The organism is Rhizobium ruizarguesonis (genome assembly GCF_012349115.1).
GTDB classification, from domain to species: domain Bacteria; phylum Pseudomonadota; class Alphaproteobacteria; order Rhizobiales; family Rhizobiaceae; genus Rhizobium; species Rhizobium ruizarguesonis.
Genome location: NZ_PQIG01000072.1, coordinates 1 through 21,614, shown reverse-complemented (window position 1 = coordinate 21,614; position 21,614 = coordinate 1). Strand labels below are relative to the sequence as shown.

At 58.3% G+C, this 21,614-nt stretch carries 17 protein-coding genes and 1 pseudogene; 5 read left to right on the top strand and 13 right to left on the bottom strand.

Annotation, left to right across the window (positions count from 1 at the left end):
• Positions 1-7: 7 nt before the first annotated feature.
• The 10 genes from C3Y91_RS13225 to C3Y91_RS13180 form a co-directional block, all read right to left on the bottom strand.
• A complete protein-coding gene (locus C3Y91_RS13225) occupies positions 8-1,798 on the bottom strand; it encodes a nickel-dependent hydrogenase large subunit (RefSeq protein WP_018517046.1) in 1,791 nt (596 codons plus the stop codon).
• Positions 1,799-1,821: 23 nt separating this feature from the next.
• Positions 1,822-2,904 carry a hydrogenase small subunit gene (locus tag C3Y91_RS13220; RefSeq protein WP_168575422.1) on the bottom strand — a complete coding sequence of 361 codons (1,083 nt, stop codon included), beginning with the start codon at positions 2,902-2,904 and terminating at the stop codon, positions 1,822-1,824.
• 281 nt (positions 2,905-3,185) lie between these two features.
• Positions 3,186-3,884: an SDR family NAD(P)-dependent oxidoreductase gene (locus C3Y91_RS13215; protein WP_065284337.1), complete on the bottom strand. Its 699-nt coding sequence runs from the start codon at positions 3,882-3,884 to the stop codon at positions 3,186-3,188.
• Positions 3,881-4,465 (bottom strand): 2-hydroxychromene-2-carboxylate isomerase, encoded by a 585-nt coding sequence (locus C3Y91_RS13210; RefSeq protein WP_168575421.1) that lies wholly within the window; start codon positions 4,463-4,465, stop codon positions 3,881-3,883. Before C3Y91_RS13210 ends, C3Y91_RS13215 begins: the two co-directional genes overlap by 4 nt.
• Positions 4,466-4,723: 258 nt before the next feature.
• Positions 4,724-6,643 carry a methyl-accepting chemotaxis protein gene (locus tag C3Y91_RS13205; protein WP_050566336.1) on the bottom strand — a complete coding sequence of 640 codons (1,920 nt, stop codon included), beginning with the start codon at positions 6,641-6,643 and terminating at the stop codon, positions 4,724-4,726.
• A gap of 182 nt (positions 6,644-6,825) precedes the next feature.
• Positions 6,826-7,992, bottom strand: coding sequence for an ABC transporter ATP-binding protein (locus C3Y91_RS13200; RefSeq protein WP_168575420.1), 1,167 nt, complete (start codon positions 7,990-7,992; stop codon positions 6,826-6,828).
• Positions 7,993-8,070: 78 nt separating this feature from the next.
• Positions 8,071-9,096, bottom strand: coding sequence for a Gfo/Idh/MocA family protein (locus C3Y91_RS13195; RefSeq protein ID WP_028756217.1), 1,026 nt, complete (start codon positions 9,094-9,096; stop codon positions 8,071-8,073).
• A gap of 28 nt (positions 9,097-9,124) precedes the next feature.
• Complete coding sequence (locus C3Y91_RS13190) at positions 9,125-9,958, bottom strand: carbohydrate ABC transporter permease (RefSeq protein WP_018517040.1); 834 nt, start codon at positions 9,956-9,958, stop codon at positions 9,125-9,127.
• Position 9,959: 1 nt separating this feature from the next.
• Positions 9,960-10,889, bottom strand: a complete 930-nt coding sequence (locus C3Y91_RS13185) for a carbohydrate ABC transporter permease (RefSeq protein ID WP_018517039.1) — start codon at positions 10,887-10,889, stop codon at positions 9,960-9,962.
• A gap of 70 nt (positions 10,890-10,959) precedes the next feature.
• Positions 10,960-12,414, bottom strand: coding sequence for an ABC transporter substrate-binding protein (locus C3Y91_RS13180; RefSeq protein WP_168575419.1), 1,455 nt, complete (start codon positions 12,412-12,414; stop codon positions 10,960-10,962).
• A gap of 286 nt (positions 12,415-12,700) precedes the next feature.
• Here C3Y91_RS13180 and C3Y91_RS13175 point away from each other — a divergent pair, with 286 nt between their 5' ends.
• Positions 12,701-13,960, top strand: a complete 1,260-nt coding sequence (locus tag C3Y91_RS13175; protein ID WP_168575418.1) for an ROK family transcriptional regulator — start codon at positions 12,701-12,703, stop codon at positions 13,958-13,960.
• Positions 13,961-14,076: 116 nt separating this feature from the next.
• Here C3Y91_RS13175 and C3Y91_RS13170 read toward each other — a convergent pair whose 3' ends face one another.
• The gene (locus C3Y91_RS13170) at positions 14,077-15,234 is read right to left on the bottom strand and encodes an ROK family protein (RefSeq protein WP_168575417.1); all 1,158 of its coding nucleotides are present in this window, start codon (positions 15,232-15,234) and stop codon (positions 14,077-14,079) included.
• Between the two features lie 136 nt (positions 15,235-15,370).
• On the opposite strand from C3Y91_RS13170, the gene C3Y91_RS13165 reads away from it, so the two are divergent.
• The 4 genes from C3Y91_RS13165 to C3Y91_RS13150 are packed head-to-tail and all read left to right on the top strand — an operon-like array spanning position 15,371 to position 20,077.
• On the top strand, positions 15,371-16,375 hold the full coding sequence (locus C3Y91_RS13165) for an extracellular solute-binding protein (protein WP_168575416.1): 1,005 nt from the start codon (positions 15,371-15,373) through the stop codon (positions 16,373-16,375).
• A gap of 50 nt (positions 16,376-16,425) precedes the next feature.
• On the top strand, positions 16,426-17,430 hold the full coding sequence (locus C3Y91_RS13160) for an ABC transporter ATP-binding protein (RefSeq protein WP_026242362.1): 1,005 nt from the start codon (positions 16,426-16,428) through the stop codon (positions 17,428-17,430).
• Complete coding sequence (locus C3Y91_RS13155; protein ID WP_168575415.1) at positions 17,427-19,136, top strand: ABC transporter permease; 1,710 nt, start codon at positions 17,427-17,429, stop codon at positions 19,134-19,136. Before C3Y91_RS13160 ends, C3Y91_RS13155 begins: the two co-directional genes overlap by 4 nt.
• Before the next feature lie 17 nt (positions 19,137-19,153).
• On the top strand, positions 19,154-20,077 hold the full coding sequence (locus C3Y91_RS13150) for a sugar phosphate isomerase/epimerase family protein (RefSeq protein WP_168575414.1): 924 nt from the start codon (positions 19,154-19,156) through the stop codon (positions 20,075-20,077).
• Between the two features lie 79 nt (positions 20,078-20,156).
• Here C3Y91_RS13150 and C3Y91_RS13145 read toward each other — a convergent pair.
• Positions 20,157-20,938 (bottom strand): annotated as a pseudogene (locus C3Y91_RS13145) (transposase); the annotation flags it as partial.
• A 100-nt stretch (positions 20,939-21,038) separates the two neighbouring features.
• A partial coding sequence (locus tag C3Y91_RS13140) for an NADP-dependent isocitrate dehydrogenase (protein WP_168575413.1) occupies positions 21,039-21,614 on the bottom strand: 576 nt, incomplete at its 5' end.

The window sequence follows — 21,614 nt, the reverse complement described above, 5'->3', positions numbered from 1 at the left end:
ACCTCCCTTATCGGACCTGGACCCTGGCCATTTCTTGCCCATCCGGGCTCATGACATGCGTCGAGCACGCCAAGCACGGATCGAAGGAATGGATGGTCCTGAGGATTTCGAGCGGCTGGGTGGGATTGGACATCGGCGTATCCATCAGCGACGCCTCGAAGGCGCCGATATTGCCGGTCGGGTCGCGCGGGCTACCATTCCAGGTGGTGGGGACAACGCACTGGTAGTTGTCGATCTTGCCGTCCTTGATCCTGATCCAGTGCGCGAGCGCGCCGCGTGGCGCCTCGGTGAAGCCGACACCCTTGACCTCCTTCGGCCAGGTTTCCGGCTTCCACTTGTCGACAAAGGCGGTGTTCGAGTCTCCGGCCTTGATGTTGGCGATCAGCTTGTTCTGGAAATAGCGCATCTGGTAACCCGCCCACTGCGATTCCAGCGCGCGGGCCGCCGTGCGGCCAAGCGTCGAGAAGAGCGCCGTAACCGGCAGGCCGAGGTCCTTCAGCACCTTATCAACCGGGTCCTTGAACTCGGCCTTGTTTTGAGCATAGCCGATCACCCAGCGCGCCAGCGGCCCGACTTCCATGGCATTGCCGCGCCAGCGCGGCGCCTTGATCCACGAATATTTGGCGCCCTCGTCGAGCTGCTCGATGTTCGTCTTGGTGCCCTTGGCGTTGGGGCCGAGTTCGTAATGCGGCTCCGTGATGCCATCCCAGGGATGCAGGCCCTTGGACTCGTCGGGATACTTGTACCAGGAGTGGGTGACGAATTCCTGGATCTGCTCGGGATCTGCATGATCGACGGGGAAGACTTCCGCGAGGTTGCCGTTGATGATCGCGCCGCGCGGTAGCTTGAGGCTCGCCTCCGAATAATCATTGGCATGTTCCGGCACGTCGCCATAGGCAAGCACGTTCTTGCCCGAGAGACCGCCGCCATAGAGCCAGTCCTTATAGAACGAGCCGATGGCCATGATGTCGGGGACATAGACCTTGTCGTTGAACTCGATCAGTTGGTCGATGATCGAGGTGACCATGTTCAGCCGTTCCATGTTGATCGCGCCGACGGCACCGGTGCCATCGACGTTGATCGGACAGGGCACGCCGCCGACGAGCCAGTTCGGGTGCGGGTTCTTGCCGCCGAAGATCGTGTGGATCTTGACGATCTCCTTCTGGAAGTCGAGCGCCTCGAGATAGTGCGCCACCGCCATCAGGTTGGCCTCGGGCGGCAATTTGTAGGATGCGTTGCCCCAGTAGCCATTCTTAAACGGACCGAGCTGGCCCGACTCGACAAATTTCTTGAGCCGCGTCTGGATGTCCTTGAAATAGCCCGGCGACGAGAGTGGCCAGTCGGATATCGACTGTGCGAGCGCCGAGGTTGCCTTCGGATCGGCTGAGAGCGCCGAGACCACATCGACCCAGTCAAGCGCATGGAGGTGATAGAAATGCACCACGTGGTCATGGACCTGAAGCGCGAGCTGCATCAGGTTGCGTATCGAATTGGCATTGTCCGGAATGGTGATGCCGAGCGCGTTTTCGACCGCGCGCACCGAGGTCAGCGCATGCGTTCCCGTGCAGACGCCGCAGATGCGCTCGGTGAAAGCCCAGGCATCGCGCGGGTCCCGATTCTTCAGGATCACTTCGATGCCGCGCCACATCGTGCCGGTCGACACCGCGTTGCGGATGATGTTGTTCTCATCGACATTGACCTCGACCCGCATGTGACCTTCGATGCGGGTGACGGGATCGACGACGATGCGCTTGCCGGAATTGTCCAGCGTGAAGCCGTTCGGAGTTTGAATCGTCATGATGGTGTTTCCCGCCCAGAATGTTAAGCGTCAGCTTTTTCGCGCTTGGTGGTCAAGCGCTTGACGGCGGTCACCGCGGCATGTGCCGCGATCGCGCCGCCCACGACACCGGCGGCGGTCATGCCGACCTTGTCGGCGTTGGCCTCGATGCCGAACTGGTGGATGTTGGTCAGCCGGTCATAGAAGCTGCCATTGTCCCAGAAGCCATCCTCCGAGCAGCCGATGCAGCCGTGGCCCGACTGGATCGGGAAGGAAACGCCGCCGTTCCAGCGCACGGTTGAGCAGGCGTTGTAGGTAGTCGGGCCCTTGCAGCCCATCTTGTAGAGACAGTAGCCCTTGCGCGCGCCCTCGTCGTCCCACTCCTCGACGAACTGACCGGCGTCGAAATGCGGACGGCGATAGCACTTGTCGTGGATGCGCTGCGAATAGAACATCTTCGGCCGGCCCTGCCGGTCGAGTTCGGGGAGCTTGCCGAAGGTGGTGATGAAGGTGACGACGCCAGTCATCACCTCGGCGATCGGCGGACAACCTGGGACCTTGATGATCGGCTTGTCGAGGATGACCTTGTCGATCGGCGTCGCCTGGGTCGGGTTCGGCTTGGCCGCCTGGACACAGCCCCAGGAGGCGCAGGCGCCCCAGGCGATGATCGCCATGGCGTCCTCGGCCATCCATTTCAGCTTCTCGACGAAAGGCTTGCCACCGTCGATGCAGAACATGCCACCCTCGTTGAGCGGCGGATTGCCCTCGACGGCGAGGATGTACTTGCCCTTGTACTTCTCTTTGGTCTCCGCAAGGATCGACTCTGCCTGGTGGCCGGCCGCGGCCATGATCGTATCGTCATAGTCAAGCGAGATCATCGACAGCACGACGTCCTTGACCAACGGATGGGCCGATCGGATGAAGCTCTCCGAACAGCAGGTGCATTCGAGGCCATGCATCCAGATGACCGGAACACGTTCCTTGGTCTCAAGCGCCTCCGCCATAGCGGTCGCCGCACCCGGGCCGAAACCGAGGCTCGCGGCCGTCAGGCTGCAGAACTTGGTGAAACTGCGCCGGGTTATCCCCTGGCGGCGAATGACGTCATAAAAAGTCTCGGCAATTGCCATCTTGCTCCTCCAGCAATCCCATCCCCATCACATCGCTCAGGATGACATCCCGGCTCTGTCATGAGTGCTGCAAGAAGCGGACCAGTTCGAAAATGACCCTCAAATTTCGCGGTAAATAGTTGATATTTAATGTTTACCTTGAGGATGGCGGCGGCAAGAGAACCGGATAAGCGGGATTGAACTCGGCGCATCAAGCAGACAATGGCGACGTCACTTGTAGACTTTGTCATCGCCTTGCCTGTACCGGTCTGCAGCTCCCTACCTGATGCTGAGCCCTCCGGTCACCAAGGCTCGCGGAAGGGCCGCAATTCCGTCAAGAACGACCAGGCCGAACGCGGCTGATGGGTGACGTGCCAGACCTCTTCGGCGATGTCTGATGGCCGTATGAAAAAGTCATCTGGTTTGTCCGCGAACCGCGCGCGGGTCCAAGGCAAGTCGATAACCGCGTCGATCATCATGAAGGACGCATGTACACCCCGCGGGCCCATCTCGCGGGCAATGCACTCCGTCAGAACGCGTTGCGCCGCCTTGCTTGGCGCAAAGCCGGCAAAGGCGGCCTTGCCGCGGTATGCCGCGGTGTTGCCAGTCACCAGCAAGGCGCCGCCCCCTGCCACCTCCATTCGCGGTGCAGCCCACCTGGCCAGTTGTAGCAGTGCCATGACGTTGATCTGGAAATTCTGCTGAAGGACTTCCGGTTCGATGTCGAGGAAATTGCCGAAGGCCCCGCCCACGGCGTTGTGGATCACCACCTTGGGTGCGCCGGCGCGTTGCTCGATGGTTTCAAGGGCGGCTGCGAGCGCTGCAGGGTCGGCCACATCGCAGGGGACTGCAAAAGCGTTTGGAAGTTCGCTCTCAAGATCGCTCAAGCGTTCGGCTGTGCGGGCTAGCATGGCGACCTGGTAGCCGCCGTCATGGAACCGCCGAACCATTGCCGAGCCGGTACCTGGCCCCACCCCGGTGATGATAACGAGCGGGTTCATGCGGCGCGCGCCAGATGACCCTGCATGAAGTGCAGGCGGTCATTGCCGAAGAACATCTCGTCACCCACGAATAGGGTCGGCGCGCCAAAAACGCCGCGCGACACCGCGTTTGCGGTTGCCTCGTCCAGCAGGTCCTGCGCCGCCGGCTCGTCCATTCGCTCTGCAAGTTCCTCGGCGTCGAGACCGGCGGCGCCCAGCACGGCGGCGACCTCTGCTGCCGTCGCCAGCGGTGCCGGAGCCGACCATATCGCGTTGAAGATCGCTTCTACCGCCGTGGGCATAGCGCCCAGTTGCCCAGCCACCAGCGTGGCGCGCAATAGCCGGCTGGCATCGATCTCCAACAGCTGGTGATGCCAGTTAAGCGATACCCCATAATGGACCGCCCACCGCTGAATATCGGTCATCACATAGCGACCCTTGGGTGCGCAGGTGATGCTCGTTGGCACGTTCCCCACCTGTTTCATCAGGTCCCCGATTTCTAAAGGATGGAAGGCGATCTCGACATCCATCTTGCGAACGTGGGACAGGGCCAGGAAGCTGTAGGGACTGCGATAGTCGAAATAAAAGTCGAGCGTTCTCATCGAGGCTCCTTGAAGCAATCCGTCGTTATACAAAATGTTCATCGTCGAAGCCGGCTGCGATCTTGGCGAGATAGACGGAACGCCGGCCCAAGGCCGGTCGTAGAAAAAGATGGGCGTCTAGGGCAACTGACGGTCTGCCTTGGCCATTAGCATACAAATAAAGGAAGGGTTCAAGGCGGGTCGCCTGTAATACCGGACATTACCCATCGCTTTTATTACAAGCCGCACTCGCCGATTTTATCAGTGAAGGCTATTTTGCTATCCACCTTTGACGGATGAACCGACTTTACGGGGAGCGTCAAAAGGGTCTTTGTCGGCCTGTGTCAGCGTCATCGCGGCGGGTGGCTCTCTATCGAAGAGAATGACGCTGCCATGCAGCTTGTCGCCCGCGTCAATCTGAAACTCCGCCACAATCCCGCGCAACTGTTTTACCTCGATGGCAAGTGCCGTACTTGCAGCCGTGGATTCCTCGGACATGGCTGCATTTTGCTGCGTAACCTGATCCATTTGATTGACTGTCCGGTTGACCTCAAAAAGGGTTGCGGACTGCTCGTTGGAAGCGGCGGTGACGGCATCAAGCTGAGTGTTGATCAGGACTATCTGGTCCACGATGATCTTGAGCGCCTCGCCGGTATCGCGGACCAGCTTGACGCCACTGCTGACCTCATCAACCGAATTGAGGATAAGATCCTTGATCTCTTTTGCTGCATGCGCAGAGCGTTGAGCAAGCTCCCGCACCTCCTGGGCAACCACTGCGAAACCTTTTCCTGCCTCGCCGGATCGTGCCGCCTCGACGCCTGCGTTGAGCGCCAGAAGATTGGTCTGAAACGCGATTTCGTCGATGACCCCGACAATACTGGAGATCCGCGAGGATGACCGTTCGATGCGTTGCATTGCCGCGACAGCGCTGGAGACCACTTCCCCGGAGTGGCGCGCCGACTTGTTTGCCTCGATCGCAACATGTCGCGCCTCCGCTGTGCGCTTTGAGGAACTGGCGACGTTCTGGGTAATTTGATCCAGCGCGGCGGCGGTTTGCTCCAGTGAAGCAGCCTGATGCTCTGTGCGGCGTGACAGGTCCTGCGCGCTCAAACTGATTTCCTGAGCGCCATCATCTATCGATTCAGTTGCGTTCGACACAGCTCTCAAGCTCTCAGCGAGTTGGGCAACAGCAGCATTGAAGTTCGCCCGCAACGGTTCGAAGTCCTCGGCGAACTTGTCGTCGAGGCTGAACACGAGGTTCCCGTCGGCGAGATGCCTTAGGCCCTCTGCAAGCCCGGACGTTGCCTCCGCCATATCCCGCGCTCGCTGACGCTCGGTCTCGGCGAGACGCGCACGTTCAATCTCATTTGCGCCACGACTTGTCTCTGCATCCTTTCCGAGATCGCGCGCCCTTAATTCGTTGTCCTTGAAGATCTGTACTGCCCGGGCCATCGATCCGATCTCGTCGCGGCGAATCGTTCCCTCGACAGTCGAAGTGAGATCGCCGTCGGCTATGACCTTCATCGTCGTAACCATCTGCTTGATCGGTTTGACCAACCAGGCGCGAATTGCGAGAAAGCCGAAACACGAGACAGCGAAGAGTGCCGCAATAGCTGTTCCCAAACTCAGCACGGACGTGTCGCGGACAACGCTTGAAACGTCAGCACGCTTTTGCTCTGCGTCCGAAGCGAGTTTTTCCGTGACGGATGTGAATCTCGGTGAGATGGCAGCAAAGGCGGGTTGGCAAAGAGTGAGATAGAGTTGCTGCACCATGGCAAGCTCGGCTTCACTAGTTGCGCCGCGACCAACTGCGATGGCTGCACCACACGTATCGGTCAGGACGGAGAATCCATCCGCCTTCAATTTCGGCAGTTCGCTCTGCTCAGGAACGGCAGCGATCGCCAGATCCATGAACCTGACGAAGTTTTCTCGTGCGTCATTCAAGCCAAATTCTGCGCGCGCCCTCGCCTCTTTCGACCGCGTCATCACCATGTCGCTGATGCTGGCACGCGCTATTTCCAGACTTCGGTTCGACTGGGTCAAGCGAAGTGCTGCAGATGCATCTTTGTCGAGAAGCTCCTGATAGCTGTCGTTAACTTTCAACATTTGCCGGCTCTGATAGAACGTCAGACCGAGTGCCATGACGCCAAAGACGGCCATGATGATAAAGAACTTACCGACAATGGAAATGTGTTTCACGGGCCACTCCTCTAAGCTCGGTGTCACTTACGGCGGATGGATGTTCAGATTCTGATGGTTTGATGTCTCGAGTTTTAAAAAAATGGCTGCCGCCGACCTCGTAATCGACGACAGCCAAGTTGCCTGGGAGGGCAGGAGAAAAGAGTTGAAACCACAGCTGGCGATATTTCGTGCACGTTCTGTCAGTCGCGGATCGCAGCCCCCGTTACTGGGTCGAACCAGTGCAATTTCTCCAGGTCGACTGTCAATGGCAGCACCTGATTGGGTCGAGGTGTCAGCGCCGGTGGTATACGCGCCACAAGCCGGTTCTTACCCTTATTGGGAAAGTCTTCGGTATCCTCAGCATTGTTGATATTGACCGGCGGTGAGGCGATGTCGAAAAACACGAAAGTGTCGGCTCCAAGCGCTTCGGCAACCGGGATCTGCTCATTGAACAACGCCTCGGCCTCGGGACAAACCTTGAACATCTCCGGGCGAATTCCAACAATGACTTGTCGCCCGGCAAAGACCGACAATGCTGGCTGGGCGGGGATGGAGAAGGATATATTCGTCCCGGTAATCGCAGCTTTCAGCGTCCCGGCTTCCGCTGTCAGCTCGATGCGTACGAAATTCATGGCGGGCGAACCGATGAACCCCGCGACGAACAGATTGGACGGCTTGTCGTAAAGCTTCTGCGGCGTGTCGATCTGCTGAAGATTACTCTCCTGTCCGTTAAACACCGGCTTCAGCACAGCCACGCGATCGCCCATGGTCATAGCCTCGACCTGATCGTGGGTCACATAAAGGGTTGTGACGCCGAGCCGCTGATTAAGCAGCTTCAGTTCACCGCGCATCTGCACGCGGAGCTTGGCATCCAGGTTGGAAAGAGGTTCGTCCATCAAGAAGGCCATGGGATGGCGAACGATCGCTCGACCCATCGCCACGCGTTGGCGTTGACCACCAGACAATGCCCCCGGTTTGCGCTCGAGATAGCGCGCGAGATCAAGCATTTCGGCTGCATCGCGCACCAGCTTGTCAATCTTGTCCTTGGGCATTTTGCGCTGCTGCAAGCCAAAAGCCATGTTGTCGTAAACAGTCATATGAGGGTAAAGCGCGTAGTTCTGAAAAACCATCGCAATATCCCGGTCCTGTGGCTCGGTCTCGGTGACATCGGCGTCATCCATGAGCAGCCGACCGCTGTTGAGCGTTTCAAGACCCGCAGCCATCCGCAATAAAGTTGACTTGCCACAACCCGACGGGCCGACCAAAACGACGAATTCTCCGTCCGCGACCGAAAAACTTACATTCGCAACAGCAACGGTTCCGTCCGGAAAGGTCTTGCCTATCCCATCAAAGGTCATGGACGCCATTTTTATGTACTCCCCGTATTTTCAAGCGAGGCAAGCCGCACCGTTATGCGGACATGCCCCGCGCCTTTGGTTCCGGCTTTATCCGATGTTCACAGCCTTGCCGGTCGCAACGGATTCCTCGATGGCGGCCAGGATCTTGGTGTTTGCCAGGCCGTCCTGCGCATCTGCCAGCAGCGGAGCGTCACGCACGACGCTATCGACAAAGCGAGCAATGGACTCCAGGACAAAGCCGCCGATACGCGTCGCGCCGGTGGGCGTTATGCCGATATAGTCATTGTATTTCAGTCCGCCGTCGACGATACGGCGCAGGCCGCCGCTATGGGTCGGGTCTGCCTGGATCTGGCCCTTTTCACCAACGAACTCGACCTTGAAATCGACGAGCGAGGGATTGTCGCGCGACAGGATCCAGCTGTTCTCCATGGTCACGACCGTGCCCTTGGAAAATTCAAGGATCGACGCATGGAAGTCTTTCGTATCCACGCCGCCGGCAGACAGTGTCCCAGAGCGGGCGACGGAATAAACACGCACGACCTCGTCTGCGAGAATGAAACGCAGGACATCAACGAGGTGGCTGCCCAGGAACCAGAGTGCCGAAGACTTTGCAGCCCAGCTCAGCATTTCGAACGGAACGAATGTCGTATTCGAAAGACGCGCGGTCCCGTGTTTGGCCAAGCCGATCTGACCGTCCTGGATCATGTCGCGAACCTGGGCGAGGATGGGATTTACACGGTTGTGGAAATCAATCATCAGCTTGCCCTTGGATTTTGCGGCAGCCGCCGCAATTTCCTCGGCTTCACTCACCGTCGTCGCAAGCGGCTTTTCGCTCAACACGTGTTTGTCAGCTTTCAGAGCGGCGAGGATTATCGGCGTGTGGGTAAAGTCGGGTGTCGCAACCGAGATCGCATCGATCTGATCGCTGGAGATCAGCTTCTGATAATCGGTGAAGGCCCGCGTTGCGCCGTAGGTTTCCTTCATCTTCAGCGCCCTGCCCTCATCGAGGTCGCAGACGCCGACCAGCTCGGTCTCCGGCAAGACATTAAAGGTGTGGGCGTGATTGCCGCCCCAAAGACCGGCGCCAATGACGCCCATTCGCAGTCTGCTCATTTCATTACTCCATTCATAAAGGGAAAGCTCAGCCCTTCACCGAACCAAAGGTGAGGCCTCGTACGACGTATCGATCGAAAACAAGGAAGATGATCATCGGAGGTATCATCGCGAGCACTGCTGCGGCGGCGATGTAGTTCCAGGTCACTCCGCTCGTTGCGAAATATCCAAGTGTTCCGATCGGAAGAGTGGCGGTCGAGCGTGAGCTCAGCACCAGCGGAAAAGCGGCATTGTTCCATGCGAACACGAAGGCGAACATCGACGTGACAATGATGCCGGGACGTACGATGGGCAGCGTGATCCGCAACATGATCGTGTACCAGCGGGCGCCGTCGACCCGGGCAGCCTCCTCCAGTTCCACCGGCACTTCATCGATGAAACTCTTCATCAACCAGACGGAAAACGGGATCGTCAGCGTCTGCAGGACCAGGATCATGGAGAAATAGGAACCCTGCAGACCGATGCGCGTGATGAGGATGAAATAAGGGATCAGGAATGCGACCGGCGGGGCCATCAACAGCCCGAGATACCACAACATGATGTTCTTCTTGCCGCGGAGCTTGAAACGGGACAACGCATAGGCCGCAGGAACCGAAAAGGGCAGATTGAGTAGCACAGCACCAATCGCGACGATGAGGCTGTTGACCAGTTGCCGCGCATTGGTGCCCGGATCGACGAGGATGTGCCGGAATGCGTCGAGATTGGGCTCGAATGTGAGTTGCGGCGGCATGGTGAACGCGGTCTCGGCCGGCCGGATCGCAAGGGCGATGAACCAGAGGATCGGACCGACGAAGATTGCCAGGAAGAGGAGGCCGGCGGCGTAGGTGAGTGCCGTGTTGAAGCTCGTGTGGCGCCGGGACATTTTACCACTCCTCGTTTCGGAACGCGAAGAAGACGTAGAGGGCAACGATGACGTTGACGATCAATACGGTGATCCAGGTCATGGCGCTGACCAGACCGATGTTGAAGTTCACAAGGCCCTGTTCGTAGAGAGAGTATCCAAGGGTGCGCGTCGACGTGCCCGGTCCGCCGCGGGTGAGCACAAGCACCGTGTCGAAGGTGTTGAAGATCTGCATGAAGCGCAGCATGACGATAATGATTGCGGTGCGTTTGATCAGCGGCAGCTTGATCCGCATCAGGATCGTCCATGCAGACGCGCGATCCAGGCGTGCGGCCTCCAAAATCTCGTCGGGCACGGCCAAAAGGCTCGCATAGAGAACGATTGCAAAGAACGGCGTCCACTGCCAGATGTCGACGAAGAGGATGGCCGCGAGTGCAGTCGATGGCGAGCCAAGAATTCCCTCTGCTGGAACGGGGAGCCAGAGCGACTGCAACAGCCAACTCAACAGTCCACCGCCGGGATCATAGAGGTAGCGGAACAAAAAGCCGACGACGATGGGTGCGATCGTTGTGGGCAGGATCAGCAGGGCCCGCACGATGTTCATGCCAGGCAAGGCCTTGAGCAGAATGAGCGCGATCGCCAGGCCGAATGTGAACTCAAGTGCCGTGCCAAGGATCGACAGGATCAGGGTGTTGGTGAGCGCGGCGCGAAAGTCGAATGCGTTGAAGGCCTGCACATAATTTTCGAACCCAACGAACTGGAGCGGTTCCGGGCCGATTTGCAGGTTCCAGAAGTAGAAGCTCGATCTGAGGGCAAACAGCAAAGGATAGGCGATGAGCGCGAGCAGCATCACGACCGAAGGCGCGATCAGAAAGTAGGGCAGGTTTCGTCGGATAAAGCTCTTCCGGGCAGGCCCGAAGGCTCGCGGAGAGCGAACAGTTGTCGTGTGCATTGCCAGATCCAGTTCTTCTTCAAGTGGATGCCGGCGCGATCGCTGTCGCGCCGGCCCGAGGAGAACCCTGTTACTTCTTGGCGATCAGGGCTTTGGCCCCATCAAGAGAATCCGCGTAGCTGTCCTTTTGATAAGGGATCATGAGATTGCCCTTCAGGATGCTCTCGAACAGGCTGTTGGCGCGCTCGAGGCCGGTCTTCGGCTCCTCGTTGCCGGTCAGAAGCTGGTTCAATGTGAGACCCAACACGCTTTCGACAGCCGTGTAACCAGGTACAGGTGGGCGTGTGACCTTGCCGTTGCCCTGCTTCATCATCGCATACTGCACATCGAGGTAGGGATAGATCGCCTTGACTTCCTCGTCTTGATAGAGCGAAACGCGCGCAAAGTCGGAGAACTGGTAGTTGAGGTCCGGCCAAAGAGCCATTTTCTTCTGCGTGGCCTTCGAGGTCGCCCATTTGATGAAGGCGTAGCCTGCCTCTTGCCTTTCGGAACTGGACGGGATGCCAAGGCTCCAGCCGCCGAGGCTGACCGTCTGAGGCACGCCCTCAGCTTTCGGTAAGGCTGCGGTTGCATACTTCTCCATGACGTCCGACTTCTTGCCGGTCATGTAGCCGGAATTCTTGATCAGATAGAAGTACGGGGTCCACCAGTAGAACATGCCGATGTCGCCCTTGGCGAAACGGGTGCCGGCGTCGAACCAGACATAATTGATGGCTTCAGGCGGAGACAACTTGTAGAGCTGCCTGTAGACTTCGACAGACTTGATCCAGGCGGGGCTTGTCAGTTGCGGGGAGAAATCCCACGGAGCGGCCGGGAACGATTTGAACCAGTTCGCCCCGTGGCTTGCTGAGACCTGCGTAAACATGTGGACGATCGGCGACGGCTGGGAACCGCAAACGACGGTTGGGAAGAGCGGCTTGCCGCCAAATGATTTGCCTTCCATCGACTTCAGGGTGTCAACGTATTTCGTCCAGGTCCAGCCTTCCGATGTCTCGGTCGGCGGTGCTGCAATGCCGAGTTCGTCAAAGACGTCCTTGCGGTACATAACCCCCTGGGCATAGGCGGCGACCGGCAATGTGCCGACCTGGCCGCGCCACATATTCGAGGAGTAGAGGACCTCCGGGATGAAGTCTGAGAGATCGAATTCGTTGTCCTTGGCAATAAAATCATTCAGCGCGATGATCCAGCCATTGTCGAGGTACTGCCCGAGCCACATCTGATCCACAACGATGACGTCGGCGTCTGAGGTTTTGGCGACAAAGGCAGAGACGAGGCGCGATTGCAGGGCGTCATACGAGAGGCTTTCCAGTTCCACCTTGATGCCGGTTTCCCTCTCGTATTCTGGCACCAGCGCCTTCATTGAGAAAAAGAATGGGTCTTCAACGGACAGGACGCGCACCGTGTTCGCATCCTGCGCGGCACCCCTCCGTGGAATGGCCAATGATCCCGCGCCAGCCACAAGAGCTGCGACGGAAGCGCTTTTCAGCAGGTCACGTCGCGACATATTTCCGATATCGATTGTCATAAACAGCCTCCTCAGTTGCTTCGTATCCCAACCCCGGCCCTTCAGCGCAGCCTTGGGCTTCCGCTTGTCGATACTGAGATTGTTACCCCTAATGTGCTTTTTGTAAGCAGTTAGTTTGTACCTCGCACAAACTTATGTTAGTGTCAAGAAGTTGTCGCGGCGAAAATTTCCGCGCAGTACCGCGGTTGTCATAGACGTCCTGCTTGCATCACCGGAAAGGGCCTTATGCTGTATGGCCGTTCGATAATGTACGGGCTAAAAGGGTCCGGTAGATTGGAGAAGAGAATTGAAGTTTGAGAGCCAGCCGTCCTATTCGTTGGGCCAGCGGACCCCTGCCAGCAGAGAAGTCGCCGCCGGCGAGAACGGCGGCAACGTGACACTTGTCTCCCAATCGGCACTTGGCGCGATAAACCGCGGTCGCGTCCTTCAGGCCTTATATGATAACGGACCCAAAAGCCGGGCAGATCTCGCTCGACTTGCAGGTGTCAACCGGACCACGATAACCGGTATTGTGCAGCCGATGATCGAAGACCAGCTTCTTGTTGAGGGAGATGCGTCACCTTCCGACGTCAAAGGCGGCAAGCCGGCTCGTCCGCTTTATTTTAACCCCGATGCACCGATGCTTGGCGCAGTCCTCCTTCTGCCCGGTACGATACAAACATGCCTCGTGGCGCTAACCGGTGAGATCAAGGCCGTTACGAAAGCTGAGTTTGATACGCATGGCGACACAGAAGCATTCATCGCGGTCATGACGGAGACGCTTACCGCCACACTGTCTCAGGCCCAGCAGGCGCCTTTCGGCATTGGCGTGGCCTCTGCTGGAATGATCGACAGTGACAATGGAACCATTCTTACCGTCAACCTTGCTCCCGTTCTAACGGGACTTCCCCTCGTAGCAATACTACAAGAACGCTTCTCTCTTCCGGTTGTCATCGATCACCACCCCCGTGCCTTGCTTGTTGGGGACAGATGGTTCGGACCCGGTCGCGGCCAACAAAATTTCGCAGCAGTCTATACTGGCGAGGTTCTCGGCGGCGCCTTCTTCATCGACGGCAAGGTCTATCGTGGACTCGCCGGATCCGGCGGTGAGCTCGGTCACAGCGTGGTGCAGATCGATGGTGCCCTTTGCAATTGCGGAAAGCACGGCTGCTGGGAGACCGTCGCTGCCCTTCCTTGGTTACGAAAGGAAGCCGCCCGATTGAGCTTTCCGCATCCCAAGAGCGTCACCTGTGCCAGGCTTGTCAAGGAAGCAGACGAAGGCTCGAAGGCGGCAGAGGAGCTTCTCGACCGTTATACGCGGAACGTAGCTTTCGGCATCGTCAATCTGCAGCAAACACTCTCCCTCAACTCCTACGTCCTTCATGGAGACGTCGCCGGAGGCGGAATGAAGGCAGCAGAGCTGATCAGGCAGCATGTCGAGCAACTGGTGGTGAAGAGACCTGGTCAGGAGATATCGATCACGGTGAATGGTATCGGCGAAGGCCATACGGCTCTGCGCGGCGCTGCGGGTCTAGTTTTATCCAGTCACCTCAAGCTGGTCATTTGAGGCTTTGTAGCGGCACCGATCTGCAAGGAAGGGCTTGCGGACCTGCAAGGTGCGGTTCGCGCCTGGGCCTGCCCCGTTTGACCTCTTAAAGAGACTCAGGCGCGCAATCAAATTTTCTAAGGTCGGGATTTGGGCTTGCGACCGTTAAGGTAAGGACTGCCATCGTCTGCGACGGCGGCGGAAAAGAGAGAGGCAAAGAACGGAATGCAGGCCGCCCCGATCGCGCCGGCGCGAGGGCCAAGTCGAGAGGCCTCGACTGCGGCAGCCTCCAAGCCGCGCGACGGGCCAAGGATTGGCTGACTGGAAATTGCGCGTACTAGCCTGTCTGTCACGAGTTCTGGCAGCCGTCCCCCAAGGACAATCAGCGCGGGGTCGAACATCGCCGTTGCTACACGTACCGTCTCGCTGAGCTGCTTTCCGGCGCGTTCAACCCAGATTTCTAACGCCGCTTCGGCGCTATCTGGCAACCGCTCGAGATCGATGAAGTCGTGGATGGCGAAGCCGGCGCCGTTGAGGGTGGCAAAGAGGTCTTGGCCGGATGGGCGCGGCTGGTCGTACGGGTAGAGAACTCCGGGCAGGCAGGCGTTTCCATTGACACCGCGGTACGGCCGTCCGTCGATAACCGCCCCTCCCCCGACGCCGTGTCCGATGTGAATGAAGAACATCGGATCAGGCTGCGGGATGCGTCCGCCGAACACATACTCTCCGAGCGCTGCAGCTGTTCCATCATTCTCGATGTAATAGGGCGCTTCGAAAGTCGCTTTAAAAGCTTGGTCCGCCTCACCATCATCGAAAGCCGGGAAGAAGCTGTGGGCCCTGAGGATGTTCGACATCGTGCCGAAATTGCCGGGTACCGAACACCCGACCCCGAGAAGACGATCCTTAGGCGTGCCAAGGTCGGCCAGCATCGTTGCGATAGCCGCCTGCGCCGCCTCCGCCACAGACAAAGCTGTGCTGGTTTCGATGTCGGCTGAGCGGGAGGTAAGAATCCTACCCGCTAGATCAACGATTGCTACCTCCATTCGGGACACCGAGAATGTTATCCCGGCAGAAAGATACCGATCAGCCCGCAAGCTCAGCAAGCGCCGGGGCTGGCCTTGGGCGCCAGTCCGCTCGGCCACCTCGACCAAAAGTCCGATGTCCAACAGGCGGCCTATCAGCCGAGTGATAGAAGCACCCGTCATGCCGGACCGTTCGGCCAGGTCGACGCGCGCAATCTTCTTGCCTACGAAAATCAGTTCGACCAGTCGTCGTTCGTTCCGTGAAAGGTCCAAGAGTGCCTCAAATCGCCAGTAGCCGCCAAAGAGCTATTGCAATATATATTAAATTACGCAATGTAATTAATCTGTCATGAAGCTCCTTTAAGAAGCCAAACCGGAATGACCGCCGAAATTGAAATGGGAGAACACCATGCACCAGATCACACGTTTGTTGACCTTCGCGGCCGTGCTGGTCGCGATCGCCTCTCCGGCCTTGGCAAAGAGTCTCGTCGTTTATTCACCTCAGGGAGAAGAGAACGTTCAGTGGATAATCGACCAGGCAAAAGCCGCCGGTCACGATGTGCAGTTTCTGCGCGCACCCGGAGGAGAACTTTTTGATCGGCTGGTCGCCGAGAAGAACAACCCCCAGGCCGATGTCGTACTCGGTATGGTCGACACGTCTATGGCTCTGCTCAAAAAGAACGGCCTGTTCCAGCCATACACACCAGCCTGGGCGGCGGACCTCCCTGCGCAATACAAGGACAAAGAAGGTATTGTCTACAAATTCTGGAGCACACCGATCGTCATCGCCTATGATCCCGAAAAGCTAGCCGCTGCGGAGGCCCCAAAAAGCTGGCTAGACCTGATAAAGGGCGAATACAAGGGCAAATACGTCATCGGCAACACTGCCTGGCAGACGACAAGGGTCTATCTGGCCGGCATCCTGGCGCGGTTCCTCGACGACAAGGGCGAAGTCACCCAGGCTGGATGGAATTTTCTTGGCGCATTCTATGCGAACGCGATCGTTGTCGATGACGCCGATGCGCGCAAGGAAGCCTTCAAATCGGGCGGTGCGGTCATCAATCTGAACTGGTTCGGCGGCGTCATCAAGGACGCCAGGGAACTCGGCATGCAAGTCAAGGTCATTGACCCGGAAGGTGGCACGCCCGTCATCTCCGAAGGCGTGGCGATCATGGCGAGAACCGATCAGCTGGAGCAGGCAAAGGCATTCGTCGACTGGTTCGGCTCTGCCGATGTCATGGCCGGCTACGCCAAAAAGTTCGGTCAGGTTCCGGTGCTGCCGGCGGCGCTGGCTAAATCACCGCCAGAGGTGCAGGCGAATGCGGAACTAGTCAACGCTCAGCCTATCGACTGGGATGCCGTCGCGCCCAAACTGGACGGCTGGTTGCAAAAGATCGAGCTTGAAATCCGGTGAGCATGTAGGACCGGGCGATGCAGATCGCCAGGCTTCACAGGAGTATGATCATGCCGGCCCCGATCCTCATCATCGATAAACTGCATATTGGCTATGGCGATAAGGTAGTCATCCGCGACCTCTCGCTTGAGATTCACGAAGGCGAGTTCGTTGCTCTGCTCGGGGCTTCCGGCAGTGGCAAATCCAGCGTTCTAAGGACCCTCGCCGGCTTTCATTCGGCCATGAGTGGGCGGATTATTCTTGAAGGAAAAGATATCACCAACGAGCCTCCGGAACGCCGCAATATCGGCATGGTATTCCAGAACTATGCACTGTTTCCAACGATGACGGCGTTCGAAAACATCGCCTTTGCTTTGCGTGTGGCGAAGAATTCGCAGAGCGAGATTGACAAGCGCGTCGCCCAGATCGCCGAAACATCCGGGATTACGGAGCAGCTGCACAAGAAGCCAGCGACCATGTCAGGCGGGCAACAACAGCGGGTCGCGATTGCGCGCGCGCTCGTCGCGGGCTCCAAGGTGCTTTTGTTCGACGAACCATTGTCCAATCTCGACGCCAAGGTGCGAGTGACGATGCGCCGCGAGATCAAGAGGCTCCAGCAGGAATTTGGCTTCACGGCAGTCTTTGTCACGCATGATCAGGAAGATGCACTCACGATGTCCGACACGATCGTCGTGCTGGCGAACGGTGGCGTTGAACAGATCGGTGACGGACGTACTCTTTACCGGAAGCCTGCGACGCCGTTCATCTGCGAGTTTATCGGCACCGCCAACGAACTGCCCACGCCGCTTGCCGGGCAAATCCTGGGCAGCGACGTTCGGGGGCGGATTTTTGTTCGCCACGAAGATGTACTCGTTGGGAAAGTGATACCAGCCGGGTTGCCGGCGACCGTCCGTCATGTGGAATTCCTTGGCGCCCACAGCCGCATCGACCTCGATGCCGGCGGATATTTCATTTCGGCCGCCAGGATGGGGCACGAGTTACCCGAAGTCGGTGAGACCGTGTCCTGGACGATCCGGCCGGGCTCGGCGCATATCTTCGAGGAAGCGGACAGATGAACCGCGCGGCTGCCGTCGAGCGCGTAGTCTATTGGATCGGGTTGGCGGCCCTGATCTGGATCGTCGTCGCCTTCCTGATCCTGCCGCTCGTCGCGTCACTTCATGCGGCATTTTTCAGGGACGGCAGCCTGGTGGTCGGTCAGACCCTAAGCGAACTTTCAAGATCACGAAGAGTGCGCGCTGCCCTTTGGAACACGGTTTGGATGACGTCAGCGACCATGGTCACGGTGACCATTGTCGGGATTTTCCAGGTAGTCGTCCTTGAATATTTTCACGTACGCGGTCGCGCACTCTTGAAAATCGCCTATGCAACGCCGCTGGTCTTCGGCGGTGTCGTTGCGGCGGCGGGCTATAACTTCACCTATGGTCCCGGCGGTGCGGTGACACATCTGGTGAAGGCGATCGTTTCCAGCCTCCCGCAAGACTGGTTCATCGGCTGGTTTGGCGTGCTCTTCACGCATACCTTTCTGATGACCAACTTTTACTATCTTTTTCTGCGTGCTGCGATGCGCCGCGTCGACTACGCAACCATCGAAGCCGCGCGCAGTATGGGTGCCTCGGAATATACGATCCTGTGGCGTGTGGTACTGCCCGCAATCATGCCGACGCTCCTCGCTGTCACCCTTCTCACCCTTTACACCGCGATCAGCTCTTTCGCCGCCCCTCAGGTGCTGGGCGGTCGCGATTTGCACATGCTGAGCCAGATGGTGCTGACTCTGAACAGCCTGCGCCGTCCCGACATGGCCGCCTTACTGGCGCTTATGATGGGACTGTGTCTCATGGCGCTTATCCTGCTGTCTCAATATTACGAAGCGCGCGGCTCCTATGTCGGCGGCGCGAAAGCGACTGCGCCCATCCAGCTACGCAAAATTTGCAGCCCGATCGGCAATGCAGTGCTACATTTTTTTGCCTATCTTCTCGTGGCTATTTATGCGGTGCCGATCGCTCTTGTCGTACTCTTCTCCTTCGCCCCGGCCGCGAGCATCGGCATCGAAGTGATCCCATCCAGCCTGACACTGAAGAACTATGCCCGCGTCTTTACCGAAGGCACCGCCTTTCTTCCGTTCTTCAACTCCATAGTGATGAGCCTTGTCGCGGTATCGGCGGCGCTCGTCGTTACACTGTTTGCCGTCCCGGTTATTCTTGGCCGGCGCAGTTGGCTGACGCGCCTTCTGGACATCACTTTCTTCCTGCCATGGGTAGTTCCTAGTATTCTGCTCGCAGTCGGGCTGATCGTCACCTTCGACACGCCAAACCCGCTCGTTGGAAACGCAGTCCTCCTTGGCGGCTACTGGCTCCTGCCGATTGGCTACGCCATCGTCGCCTTGCCGCTCATGGTGAGGTTCCTGCGGGCGGCCTTCGTAGGAATCGATCCGGCCTATAACGAGGCGGCCCGCTCGATGGGCGCCACCGGTCTTTATCGCTATCGCCGCATCATTCTGCCGATAGTGGCGCCGACAGTAATCCTCGTCGCCGGGATGGCCTTCAACGATCTCCTATCGGAATATCCCTTGTCGGCGTTTCTATACAACGTCAACAACAAACCGTTGCCGATTGCAATCGTAGACAGCTCGCTGTCTGTCGATCCTGAGCAGGCCGCGCTCAACCTCGTCTACGTCACTCTGATCATGGTGTTTTCAATGGCGATCATTCTGTTGGCCGAGCGCATCGGCCTTGGCAAAGGTCCAGAAACCACAACATTGTAGAACCGGAGACTGATCCATTGGATACCTGCATCACCGTCTGGCATTGGCCGCACCAGGAGCGTTGGTACGACGAAGGCATTCGCAACTCGCTGACCCTCATCAAGGAAGCTGGCTTCACACACATCAACTGGAATCCCGACTCCGGCAGTTCGTACTGGCTAGCCAACGCCGAGATTGAGTTTACAAGCAGGATCGTGGCCGATGCTGGGCTGAAAGTGCACTCGGTTCATGGCAGCAATGGCCGCAATCCTATCACCGAGATCGGCCACAAAAACCCGGGCCCTTTCGCGATGGAGACGCGCAAGGACTTCCTGTCGCCGCATGAATGGCAGCGCCGCAGCGGAGTCGAGCTGTTGCGTAACCGTGTCGACTTGGCGGCCGCGTTCCAGTCCCCAAATATTGTTCTGCACATAGATATCAACGACAACGTCTTCGGCAGCGAAGCCGCCGAACGAGCGTTCTTCGACCCCCTTTACCAGTCTCTCGACGAGATCAGGCCTTACTGCGTCGAAAAGGGCGTCCAGATTGCCGCGGAAACTCTCCTTTGCGCCAACGCCCAGAATTTCCTCAACCTCTATGATCGATTGTTCGCTCGATACGGCAAGGAGTTCATCGGCGTCTGCTTCGATTGTGGCCACTGGGAACTGATCGAGCCAGGCAAGCTCAGCGTGCTTGAGCGTTTCGCGGATCGCCTCATCGCTACTCACATTCACGACAATTTCGGAGCAATGGATAACCATCTCTTGCCATTTGACGGACGATTAGATTGGCACACGATCGCCTCGGCGATCGCCGCAACTCCTTATCAGACTCCGCTCAACTTCGAGACGCCGATGGACCGGTATGGGATTCCAGAATCCGCCTACTATCGCCGCGCTCACAGTGTTGCTGTTAGGCTCGAGGAGATGGTCGCCGAGGCGCGCGAGAGGAAAAGCACGTGATGGCGAATGCGCTTACCCTCGACATTTCTCCACTATGTCGTGACAAAGGTAGCAGCGTTGACGCTTGAACAGTTCCGGGGCGGAAGCCGAAACGGGTCTGCTGCCGGTCGAGCCTTGAGAGATAGACGATCGAGTCGTGGACATTGGCCGGCGTAACATGAGCATCGGTGATGATGGCGAGCTTGCCGTGCACCGTGCGATGATCGAGAGAGAAGAAGCCCTTCGGCTTGCCGTCGCGCACCATATAGTCGCTGTCTGGATCGCTGCGGGAGACCTTGGTCTTCTTCACCTCCGGCCGGCGTTCCTTGTCCTTCAAGGGCTTCTGGCCGTGCAGCTTGCGTTCGGCCTCGATCGCCGCATCCAGATCGGCCCAGTAGTCGGCGCGCGGCTTCTCGACCATCGCAAGATCGTATTTGCCCTTGTTGGCATTGGCCTTCAGATGGGGTGCCGTCGACCAGCCCGTGGCCGATCGCCTGTTCGACGATGTGATCGAAGATGTCCTGGGCAACCGATGTATCCTTGTAACTGCGGCGGTTCTGGGCTGAGCGTCGAGACGTCGAGCACTCCATCCGTCAGCTTCAACTGCAGAAACCAGCGATAGGCGACATTGACCTCAATCTCGCGCACCAGCTGCCGCTCCGAGCGGATGCCATAGAGATCGAGGAACAGCGCCTTGAACATCAAGGTCGGGTCGAGCGGAGGGCGGCCGTTGTCGGGGCAGTAAAGTCCCGCAACACGATCACGAATGAACGAAAAGTCGATAACAGCGTCGATCTTGCGAAGCAGGTGATCCTTCGGAACCAAGCTGTCGAGCGTCACCATCTCGAGAGCCCTCTGCTGCGGCGCGGGTTTCTTCAACATGTCCGACTGAATCATAAACCCGCAGCCAAGGCCAGGGGTTTGTCAGCAATCTGACGGCGGGGAAACCCCGCCGCTTCGAAGTTATCTTGGAAAGGCCGGCTTACGCCATGGCCTTCTGCAGGTTCTGGTCGATCTTGTCGAGGAAGGCAGTGGTCGAGAGCCATGGTTGGTCGGGGCCGATCAGCCGCGCCAGGTCCTTGGTCATGAAACCGGATTCGACGGTATCGACGCAGACCTTTTCGAGCGTCGCGGCGAAGCGGGCGAGCTCGGCATTGTCGTCGAGCTTGGCGCGGTGCGCCAGGCCGCGGGTCCAGGCGAAGATCGAGGCGATCGAGTTCGTCGAGGTTTCCTGGCCCTTCTGGTGCTGGCGGTAGTGGCGGGTGACCGTGCCGTGGGCAGCTTCGGCTTCCACCGTCTTGCCGTCGGGCGTGAGCAGTACCGAGGTCATCAGGCCGAGCGAGCCAAAACCCTGGGCGACCGTATCGGACTGGACATCGCCGTCATAATTCTTGCATGCCCAGACATAGCCGCCCGACCACTTGAGCGCAGAGGCGACCATGTCGTCGATCAGGCGGTGTTCGTAGGTGATGCCGGCGTCCTTGAACTGGTCCTTGAATTCGGTCTCGTAGACTTCCTCGAAGATGTCCTTGAAGCGGCCGTCATAGGCCTTGAGGAT

Excerpts from the sequence above, each read along its gene's own strand:
- C3Y91_RS13225 (WP_018517046.1), bottom strand. The coding sequence starts at position 1,798 with ATGACGATTCAAACTCCGAACGGCTTCACGCTGGACAATTCCGGCAAG.
- C3Y91_RS13220 (WP_168575422.1), bottom strand. The coding sequence starts at position 2,904 with ATGGCAATTGCCGAGACTTTTTATGACGTCATTCGCCGCCAGGGGATA.
- C3Y91_RS13215 (WP_065284337.1), bottom strand. The coding sequence starts at position 3,884 with ATGAACCCGCTCGTTATCATCACCGGGGTGGGGCCAGGTACCGGCTCG.
- C3Y91_RS13210 (WP_168575421.1), bottom strand. The coding sequence starts at position 4,465 with ATGAGAACGCTCGACTTTTATTTCGACTATCGCAGTCCCTACAGCTTC.
- C3Y91_RS13200 (WP_168575420.1), bottom strand. The coding sequence starts at position 7,992 with ATGGCGTCCATGACCTTTGATGGGATAGGCAAGACCTTTCCGGACGGA.
- C3Y91_RS13195 (WP_028756217.1), bottom strand. The coding sequence starts at position 9,096 with ATGAGCAGACTGCGAATGGGCGTCATTGGCGCCGGTCTTTGGGGCGGC.
- C3Y91_RS13190 (WP_018517040.1), bottom strand. The coding sequence starts at position 9,958 with ATGTCCCGGCGCCACACGAGCTTCAACACGGCACTCACCTACGCCGCC.
- C3Y91_RS13185 (WP_018517039.1), bottom strand. The coding sequence starts at position 10,889 with ATGCACACGACAACTGTTCGCTCTCCGCGAGCCTTCGGGCCTGCCCGG.
- C3Y91_RS13180 (WP_168575419.1), bottom strand. The coding sequence starts at position 12,414 with ATGACAATCGATATCGGAAATATGTCGCGACGTGACCTGCTGAAAAGC.
- C3Y91_RS13165 (WP_168575416.1), top strand. The coding sequence starts at position 15,371 with ATGCACCAGATCACACGTTTGTTGACCTTCGCGGCCGTGCTGGTCGCG.
- C3Y91_RS13160 (WP_026242362.1), top strand. The coding sequence starts at position 16,426 with ATGCCGGCCCCGATCCTCATCATCGATAAACTGCATATTGGCTATGGC.
- C3Y91_RS13155 (WP_168575415.1), top strand. The coding sequence starts at position 17,427 with ATGAACCGCGCGGCTGCCGTCGAGCGCGTAGTCTATTGGATCGGGTTG.